At 60.2% G+C, this 4,953-nt stretch carries 3 protein-coding genes and 1 pseudogene; 1 reads left to right on the top strand and 3 read right to left on the bottom strand.

What is annotated here, in order from left to right:
* Positions 1–1,490 precede the first annotated feature (1,490 nt).
* The 3 genes and pseudogenes from ABB33_RS18710 to ABB33_RS17740 form a co-directional block, all read right to left on the bottom strand.
* Complete coding sequence (locus ABB33_RS18710) at positions 1,491–1,706, bottom strand: hypothetical protein (RefSeq protein ID WP_152985160.1); 216 nt, start codon at positions 1,704–1,706, stop codon at positions 1,491–1,493.
* Positions 1,707–1,758: 52 nt separating this feature from the next.
* A pseudogene (locus ABB33_RS19250) lies at positions 1,759–2,124 on the bottom strand (beta-barrel domain-containing protein); the annotation flags it as partial.
* Between the two features lie 542 nt (positions 2,125–2,666).
* Positions 2,667–3,815, bottom strand: coding sequence for an acyl-CoA dehydrogenase family protein (locus tag ABB33_RS17740; RefSeq protein WP_054666533.1), 1,149 nt, complete (start codon positions 3,813–3,815; stop codon positions 2,667–2,669).
* A gap of 206 nt (positions 3,816–4,021) precedes the next feature.
* On the opposite strand from ABB33_RS17740, the gene ABB33_RS17735 reads away from it, so the two are divergent.
* Entirely contained in the window at positions 4,022–4,951 is a 930-nt protein-coding gene (locus ABB33_RS17735) for an ArsR/SmtB family transcription factor (RefSeq protein ID WP_056932965.1), read from the top strand.
* Positions 4,952–4,953: the final 2 nt, after the last annotated feature.

Raw genomic sequence — 4,953 nt, 5'->3', positions numbered from 1 at the left:
TTCCGCTGGCGGACTGTCACCGGTAGAGTTTGAGAGGCGCTACGCGCAGAGCGGCGACTGAGTGTCTACGGAACTCTGGCCGGTCCATGCCATGATTTTTCTCCATTAAGATCTTAAGGTAGTTCCACAATTTGAGAATGGAATAAAATCTTCGTGAGTTGTAGCCACAACATCACCCCCCTCCCTGTGCCGAACCTGATACCCAACCATAACCAAGCTAGAGACCTGTCCTGTAACCCTCTGAAAAACTGAGGGAGTCCATCCTTCACGATCATGCACTACTAACGCACAGCAATCTGGATTCATGCACTTAAATTCACTGATGTCTTGGTAGGCAATCGCTCGCTTTGGCTTTCTATATGACACCATGCCGATGCCTTGCCCAGTGGGGCGGAAGGATTCTAGAACCGACGGGTAAGAGGCCAGTACACTGTGAATCGCAGCATCTATTTTGTACTCGGATGCCAACACTATGCCTTTCTGCCAACAGAAGCCCTGATCGGTCGCCCCTACTCCCCCAGATATCATAAGGACAGCCAATACAACAGCAGTCAATCCCATGGCTCGCATCCTAATTAAGATCATCTGGGCGACCATCCTTTCCATAAAGATAAAGATTGGTTATTTGCTCTACTGTAAGCGCCATACCATTTATCTCTCTCTGTGATAAAAGACCACGCATGACCAAATCATTAACGAATTCACAATTTAAAATTAGATACCATCCCACGCGCGCCCACAATTAGTGACAGCAACATGGGCTTCTCTCCAACGCCCCTCCATTCCGGGCCGGTCTCTATATCTAATCAATACGTATCCAGCCAAACGTCCCGATATACGATCCGCGAAACCGGCAGACCACCCCAGAGCAGGAACCTCCATAGAAATGCGGCAACAGTTTGGATTCAACTGAAGAAATTCAGAAACGTCCGCATACGACACCTCATTCGCAGGCATCTCCACTTCCACAAGCCTCCCTCCTTGCTCTACCCATAGACTATCGGGTGGCCGCATACTATCGAGCAGCTGCGTGATCGCAATATTAATCATGCGCGCATCACTCATCCGCTCTGCACGCACTACACACAGGCCACCGTAATTCATTACGGCACAAGAAAGTGGCAGAGCCAATAGAAAGAAACCGAAGGAAACTATTAATCGCAACCTGGTCGCCCCCTCATTTCAACACTCCAATTAAAACAAGAAAATACATTCCCGCTCGTCACTGCGCTTGTGAGAGGCTCTCTTTATTCACCACTCATCGTCAATGCAGCCCGACCCCCTCTCATATTCCCTTGAAGGCCTCGCCGTCATGTTTTGCGACAGGCCGAACAAGTAATCAATCAGTATTCTTTTACCGACCTTAATTTCCGCACGCAGACTTATACCCGACACGAATTGCACCCCCAGCAAAAAGCAGTAATCAGAGTCGAGTTTTATTTTTAACTGACCTCATCCACCCCAGTACGTCCGCTGAATGAATCAGAATTTCATTCGGATGACTCGCCTCCCAGACGCTTGTAGTGACCGATCAACTCGCGGCACAGCACCGTCTCAAAAATGCGCGGCACGACCAGGACCGGAGCCGGCGTTTCCGGGACCTCCACTGGCAGGACATTCAGCGCCTCCACTATTTGTGTCCCATGCCATGCGGCATCCCCGGTCCACGGCACAACGGCGACGATGCGCAGGCGCTCGTCCAGCACAAAGCGCGCGTGCGGCGCCCTCGTTCCTCATTACCGCCCATTGTTCCATTGCCTATTTCTCCCGGAATGCCTCGCCACCATGTCGCTGCAACGGGCTGAGCACGTAGTCGATCAACCGCCGCTTGCCGGTCTTGATCTCCGCACTCAGGCTCATGCCCGGTGTCAGCGATACCGTCACCCCATCGACCATCAGCGCGCTCTTGTTCAACCGGACCCGTGCCGGAAACACCAGACCCAAGTGCTCGTCCTGCGCGGCATCGTGCGACACGGTTTCCACCGTGTCTTCCAGATAGCCGTAACGTGTGTATGGGACGCTCTCCAGTTTCAGCGTTACAGGCTGACCGGGCCTGACAAAACCAATGTCCTTGTTCAGGACCGTGGCTTCCACTTCCAGCGCATCTTCATTGGGAACCACAGCGTGCATCGAGGGTGCAAACAGGCTTGCAGCAGTCTCGGGTGAACTCAAGGGAATATCGCAAATTGATTCGACTGAAACGACCGGGATCCTATCAACCTCATGAAAAGAAACAGAAAATGAAATTGAATGAAATTCGCGGTTTACGACCTGCGTCACCTGTACAATGTGCAACCAGTCCGCCACATTCGGTTCAATATTCATTAAATTCCAGAAACGCCATCACTCCAGAAAGGGATGCAACACAGTTTGCGACTGGCGTGCATGAGGCGCCTGCCGACAACCCACTGCCATTGGAAACGTACGACCACCGCGTGGCCCGGGTTGTGCTTTCCAGGCATGTGAGTCGTCACTGTCCTTGGCGGTGCGCAACGACAAAGCCCCGGCGATGCCGGGGCTCTTGATCTCTTCTTCTCAGGTGGAGGATCTTGCCAACGCCGCGGAGGACGTTGGCCTGCGGCTGCCCTCGTTTCGGACCCCGCTCCACGCCGCGCCCCCGCCAATGTGACGCGCGGTACCTGCGGGACCCAACGAGAAAACGGGATTCAGCGCACGCCGGTTTCGTTGCGGGCGATGACCAGGCGCTGGATCTCGCTGGTGCCTTCGTAGATCTCGGTGATCTTGGCGTCGCGGAAGTAGCGCTCCAGCGGCATTTCCCTGGAATAACCCATGCCGCCGTGGATCTGCACGGCCTGGTGGGCAATCCACATCGCCGCTTCCGAGGCGGTGAGCTTGGCGACCGCGGCTTCGGTGGAGAAGCGCTTGCCCTGGGCCTTGGTCCAGGCCGCGCGCAGGGTCAGCAGCAGCGCCGCGTCCAGCTTGCACTTCATGTCGGCGATCTTGGCCTGGATCATCTGGAAGCTGCCGATCGGCGCGCCGAAGGACTTGCGCTCGCGCACGTAGGCCAGCGACGCCTCGTAGGCGGCGCGGGCGATGCCCACCGCCTGCGCGGCGATGCCGATGCGGCCCGAGTCGAGCAGGCCCATGGCGATCTTGAAGCCCTGCCCCTCGGCGCCGATCACGTCCTCGGCGCGGGCCACGTAGTCCTGGAACTCGATCTCGCAGGTGGCCGAGGCGCGCACGCCGAGCTTGGGCTCGGTCTTGCCGCGGCCGAAGCCCGGGCGGGTGGTGTCGATCATGAAGGCGGTGATGCCGCGCGCGCCCTGCGACGGGTCGGTCATCGCGAACAGCACGATGTAGCGTGCCACCGGGCCGGAGGTGATCCAGCTCTTCTGGCCGTTGATCACATAGGTGCCGTCGGCCTGCTTGACCGCGCGGCAGCGCATGGCGGTGGCGTCGGAGCCGGACTGCGATTCGGTCAGGGCGAAGGCACCGATCTCGCGGCCCTCGGCGATCGCGCGCACGTACAGCTGCTTCTGTTCCTCGCTGCCGTGGCTGAGCACTGCATTGCAGAACAGCGAGTTGTTGACCGACATGATGGTTGCGTGCGCGGCATCGGCGGCGGACACCTCGATGATCGCCAGCACGCTGGACACCGGGTCCATGCCCGCGCCGCCGTACTCGACGGGTACCTCGATGCCCATCAGGCCGTTCTCGCCGAGCAGGCGGATGTTCTCCAGCGGATATTCGCCGGTGGCATCGTGGTGCTCGGCGCTGGGGCCGATCTTCTCTTGGGCGATGCGGCGGGCGACATCCTGCAGCATCAGTTGTTCGTCGGAAAAGCTGAAATCCACTACACCCCTCCCAGGGCATTACGAAGTTGCGATTGTAACTGTTGCCGTGATCGGCAAAGAGGGGGCCAGCCGCGGCAGACGGCGCTGGGTGGGCACCACCATTCACGTCGACCTGCGTACCCGCTCACCCGGCCCACGCAGGCCGCGCCTTGACCCTGCCGCGCCGCAGCAGCAAAATATCTCTCTATCTCGATAGGTAGATATTTATGGATCTGGAAGACTGGTCGACCCGCCTGAAGGTGTTCGCCGACGCCACCCGCGTGCGCCTGCTGACGCTGCTGGAACAGGAAGAGCTGACCGTGGCCGAGCTGTCGGCCATCACCACGCTGGCGCAGCCGCGCGTGTCCACCCACCTGGCCCGCCTGAAGGAAGCCGGGCTGGTCCGCGACCGCCGCGCCGGGGTGTCGGCCTACTACCGCTTCGACGACGCCGCGCTGGATCCGGCGCAGCGCGCATTGTGGCATGCGCTGAGCAACGGCAGCGACGACCCGCTGCTGCGCCAGGACGCCGAGCGGGTGCCGTCGGTGCTGGCGATGCGCGCGGCCGACCAGAACTGGGCCGACAGCGTGGCCGGCGACATGGAACGCCACTACTCGCCCGGACGCACCTGGGAAGCGCTGGCACGCAGCGCGCTGCCGCTGCTGGAAACCGGCGACGTGCTCGACATCGCCTCCGGCGACGGCGTGCTGGCCGAACTGCTGGCCCCGCACGCGCAGCGCTATGTCTGCATCGACACCAGCGCGCGCGTGGTCGCCGCGGCCAGCGAGCGCCTGCGCAAGCTGCCCAACGTGGAAGTGCGCGAGGGCGACATGCACCAGCTGCCGTTCGAGGACGGCAGCTTCGATCTGGTGGTGCTGATGCACGCCCTCACCTACGCCAGCCACCCGTCCAAGGCGGTGGCCGAAGGCGCGCGGGTGCTGCGCCCGGGTGGGCGGCTGATGCTGTGCAGCCTGGCCCGCCACGAGCACAAGGCCGCGGTGGAAGCCTACGGCCACGTCAACCTCGGCTTCACCGGCAAGGAGCTGCGCAGGTTCGTCGAAAAGGCCGGGCTGGAGGTGTCCAGCCTGGAGACCGTCACCCGCGAGAAGCGCCCGCCGCATTTCGAGGTGATCTCGCTGATCGCCCACCGCCCCTGAGC

The organism is Stenotrophomonas acidaminiphila (assembly GCF_001431595.1).
In the GTDB taxonomy this organism is placed as follows: domain Bacteria; phylum Pseudomonadota; class Gammaproteobacteria; order Xanthomonadales; family Xanthomonadaceae; genus Stenotrophomonas; species Stenotrophomonas acidaminiphila.
This window is presented reverse-complemented; position numbering and strand designations above follow the sequence as displayed.

Coding starts and splice junctions, on each gene's coding strand:
- ABB33_RS17735 (WP_056932965.1), top strand. CDS start 4,022: ATGGATCTGGAAGACTGGTCGACCCGCCTGAAGGTGTTCGCCGACGCC.